This window comes from Frankia sp. CoBUL1, assembly GCF_978021245.1.
In genome coordinates this window covers 1-2,523 of record NZ_CDXDOS010000366.1, presented here as the reverse complement: position 1 = coordinate 2,523, position 2,523 = coordinate 1, and the positions used below count along the sequence as shown (strand labels likewise).

Below are 2,523 nucleotides of genomic sequence, written 5' to 3'. Positions count from 1 at the left end.
GCGTGCGCGGGTCACAGTCTGGGATGTGACCCGGCGCACGCCGGTCGACGCCTTCGAGGTGCCCGGCGGCATGCCCGTGGCCGCGGTCGCGTTCAGCCGCGACAGCAGCCAGCTCAGCGCGGCCGGGTTGGACGGAACGGTGAGCGTCCGGGACCTGGCCTCGCACCGCACCGCTGTCGCCCAGCCACCCAGGGGCAGCTTCACCGCGACCGCCCTGGGCGCGGACGGACGGCTGGTGGCGCTCGGCACCGGTTCCGGCCTGGTCGAACTGTGGGACACCACGACGGGGCAGCGGCTGTCCTCGCTCGCCGGCCACCTTGACTGGGTCGAGGACGTCGCGTTCAGCGAGGACGGCCGGCGGATCGCCGCCGGCGGCGTTGACCAGACGGTCGTCGTCTGGGAGACCGCCACCGGCGGCATGATCGGTGCTCCGCTACGCGGGCACGGTGCCGGGTTGGAATCCGTCGCGTTCGCCGCGGACGGGCACACGGTGGTCTCCGGCGACGACGGCGGCAGCGCGATCGTCTGGGACCTCGCCGGCCGGGCGGCCGGGCTTCGCTGACTGGCCACCAGGCAGCGGTGTGGGGCCTGTCCGCGAGCCCGGACGGGCGCCTGCTCGCCACCTCCGCCGATGACGGCACGGTCATGCTCTGGGATGCCCACGGCACCGGCGGGCACGCCGTGTTCCACGGCAGTGGGCAGACACAGGCTCTCGTGTTCACGCCGGACAGCCGCTGGCTGGCTGTCGGCGAGGGCGGAACCGTCGCCCTGTGGGAGGTGGCGGGCAACCACACGGTCCGGACCATGCCGACGGGGACGATGGCGGGCACGACCGCCCTCGCCGTCAGCGCGGACGGCCGCTGGCTCGCCGCGGGCACCAACGACGGCGGCGTTCTGCTGTGGGACCTGTCCGACGCCCACCCTTCCAGCAGGCGCCTGCCCGCCCATGCCGACACGATCACCGGCCTGGAGTTCAGCCTGGACGGGGGCACGCTGGCCTCCGGCGGTCTGGACGGCGTCGTCCGGCTGTGGGATGTCGGGGCTGGCCGGTCCGCCGGCACGTTGGGCCGCGCGGGCGATGTCGGTGTGCAGAGCCTCGCGTTCGACCCGACCGGGCGGATGCTCGTGACCGGCGACGCGCGCGGTGCCATCACCAGCTGGGACGTCGCCCGCCGGCTGGCCCGGCAGAGTTCGCTGGCGGCGCACGCGGGCCCGGTGTACGGCGTCGCCATCAGCGGCGACGGGCGTACCGCCGCGACCGGCGGCAGGGATGGCCTGGTCGTCCTGTGGCGGCTCAGCGACACCGGCCGTTGGTACCGCCTCGACGAGCCACTGCGCGGGCACACCGACGCGGTCACCCGGGTCGTGTTCAGCCCCGACGGCCGCACCCTCGCGTCGGCGAGCTTCGACCGGACGGTCCGCCGGTGGGATGTCGATGCCGAGTCATGGCGACAGCGCGCCTGCACGATCGCCAACCGCGATCTTTCCCGCACGGAATGGAGTCAGTTCGTGGGAGAGCAGCTCGGCTACGAGTCAATCTGCGGGTTCACCCGATGACCCGGCCGACCGCGCAGCCCGCCACCGAGGTGGAGGATCTTCCCTACGACGTGTTCGTCAGCTACCGGCACCGGGAGCCCGCGATGTCCTGGGTCCGCGACCGGCTGGTGCCCGGCCTGCGGCAGCGGGGCCTGCGGGTCTGTCTCGACGTGGACTCCTTCCGCCTCGGCGCGCCACTGGTGCTGGAGATGGAACGTGCGGTGGTCGAAAGCCGGTGCACCCTGGCGGTCCTCACACCCGCATATCTGGAAGGCACCTTCACCGAGCTGGAGAACGTACTCGCCGAGCATCTCGGCCTCGAGACGGCGCGGGACCGGCTGCTCATGGTCCTGCGTGAGCCCTGCCAGCCGACGCTGCGACTGCGGTTCCGACTGTGGCTTGACCTCACCGCCGACGGCGACCTCGAGGCCGGGTGTGACCGCCTAGCCCGCGAGCTCCGGTCCCCGAAGGTGGACGAGTAATTCCTGACTGGCCCCGGCCGTCTCGGCGCGTCCTGATGCTGTGCATCCGGCGTGTGGACGTGGAGAGAGGCCCTCCAAGATCGAGTTGTGACGCAAGACCTGGAGACCCTCCTCACCGCACTGTACGTAAAGATCGACGACAGGTACGACAGGAGGCGGCGCGTGGGCAGGCACCCGCTACTGTCCGACGCCGAACTCGTCTGCCTGGCCGTCGCCCAGTCGATGCTCGGCTACACCTCGGAAGCCCGCTGGCTGCGCTACGCCCGCAAGCACATGTCCACCATGTTTCCCTACCTTCCGCTGCAGCCGGGCTACAACAAGCGGCTCCGCGACGCGTTGCCGCTGGTCAAGAAGGTCATACGAGACGGCGACCATGTGCTGCAGCCGGTTGTCGCGGCTGTCCCGGGTACGACCCAGCACATCGGCCAGCGCCTGGCGGATCCTGGCCGGCCTATCGACAGCGTCGAGATCCTCACCCAACCGAACCGCCGCCGCGACTACGCAC

3 protein-coding genes and 1 pseudogene are annotated in these 2,523 nt (G+C 71.7%); all 4 read left to right on the top strand.

What is annotated here, in order from left to right; all coding sequences use genetic code 11:
• Positions 1-562 (top strand): WD40 repeat domain-containing protein (locus tag AC08OX_RS16955; RefSeq protein ID WP_476608707.1); only part of this gene is annotated, 562 nt, incomplete at its 5' end.
• A gap of 17 nt (positions 563-579) precedes the next feature.
• Positions 580-1,557: a WD40 repeat domain-containing protein gene (locus AC08OX_RS16950; RefSeq protein WP_476608706.1), complete on the top strand. Its 978-nt coding sequence runs from the start codon at positions 580-582 to the stop codon at positions 1,555-1,557.
• Complete coding sequence (locus tag AC08OX_RS16945; RefSeq protein WP_476608705.1) at positions 1,554-2,018, top strand: toll/interleukin-1 receptor domain-containing protein; 465 nt, start codon at positions 1,554-1,556, stop codon at positions 2,016-2,018. The genes AC08OX_RS16950 and AC08OX_RS16945 overlap by 4 nt, the downstream gene beginning before the upstream one ends.
• Positions 2,019-2,105: 87 nt before the next feature.
• Positions 2,106-2,523: pseudogene (locus AC08OX_RS16940) on the top strand (hypothetical protein); the annotation flags it as partial.

Excerpts from the sequence above, each read along its gene's own strand:
- AC08OX_RS16945 (WP_476608705.1), top strand. The coding sequence starts at position 1,554 with ATGACCCGGCCGACCGCGCAGCCCGCCACCGAGGTGGAGGATCTTCCC.